General features: G+C 53.8%; 1 protein-coding gene. It reads right to left on the reverse strand.

Annotated features, from left to right (window positions below; all coding sequences use genetic code 11):
- Positions 1-1,261 (reverse strand): IS3 family transposase gene (locus PG883_RS23495; RefSeq protein ID WP_270808458.1). Its coding sequence is split into 2 segments (ribosomal slippage), with 1,262 coding nucleotides annotated over them: positions 1-793 and positions 793-1,261; the frame shifts between segments, so codons are not numbered across the junction. This gene is flagged as partial in the annotation.
- Positions 1,262-1,274: the final 13 nt, after the last annotated feature.

Here is a 1,274-nt window from a genome sequence, read left to right on the forward strand (position 1 = left end):
TATTCATCCACTGCTCGCTTCAACTGCTCCGTGTCCTCGTATTTCTCGTTGAACCAGCATTCGCTCTTTAGCAGCCCGAAGAAGTTTTCTACCACCGCATTGTCCAAGCAGTTCCCTTTGCGTGACATGCTTTGCTTCACCTCCCTTGACGATAACCGCGTCTGATAGCTGGCCATCTGATATTGCCAGCCTTGATCCGAGTGCAGCACCGGCGTGTCTCCTGGCCCCAATGTTGCCAGGGCGTCATCCAGCATCTTGTCCACCAATGGCATTCCCTGGTGCGTGGCCATCTGCCAGGCGATGATCTCGCTGTTATACAGGTCCAGCACCGGGGACAGGTATAGCTTCTGCCCTTTGAGATTGAACTCCGTCACATCGGTGACCCATTTCTGGTTCGGGGCATCGGCGTGAAAATCACGCTGCAAGAGGTTCGGGGCAATATGGCCGTATGTCCCCTTGTACGAGCGGTATTTCTTGCGGCGCAGGTTAGAGGCAAGCTCCTGTTTTCGCATGAGTTTACGCACGGTTTTATGGTTGAGATGACATCCCTCATTTCGCAGCGCCAGGGTGATCCGTCGATAACCATAACGCCCTTTATGGTGATGAAACAGTGCCTTGACCCGCTCTGCTTCATGCTCGTAGGCCTTTGTGCTGGCATCTGAGCTCATCTGCCAATAGAAGGTACTGCGTGGCAACCCGGCGATATGCAGCAGCGTGGCCAGCTTATGGTGTTGCCTTAGCCCGGAAATGACTTTTGCTTTTTCTGCTGTTTTTCCCGCGCCAAGGCATGCAGTTTTTTTAGATAGGCGTTCTCCGCTCGCAGGTATTCAAGCTCTTCCTCGGCACTGTGGAAGGTGGGATAGGGGGCGGTGAGCGGTTTGCCGGGGGGCGTCTTCTCTGAAGTCATGGTGCGTTCTGTGCGTTTATCACGGAGGGCCATGATACCGCCTTCACGATAAAGACGCTCCCACCGGCTGACGGTGCAGGCGGCGGCGATCTTGAATGTCGCAGCAGCCTTGCGAGAAGAGGCACAATTCTGCTTCATCCAAAGCAGAACTTCCTCTTTGAACTCAGCAGAATAAGCTTTGGTCGTGATGGTCAAGCCAGCTTCACCACTGACTTTCCAATGCTCGGTCCAGCGGCGAACGGCGCCATGATCGATACCAAACAGGGCGGCCGTCTTTTTGGCACCGTCATGACCACTGAGATAGTGAAGAACGACCTGACGTTTGAAGTCGGTCGAGTATTTTTGCTTTCCCATAGAAACGAAGAAC

This window comes from Aeromonas sp. QDB25, from assembly GCF_027707725.1.
Taxonomy (GTDB): domain Bacteria; phylum Pseudomonadota; class Gammaproteobacteria; order Enterobacterales; family Aeromonadaceae; genus Aeromonas; species Aeromonas caviae.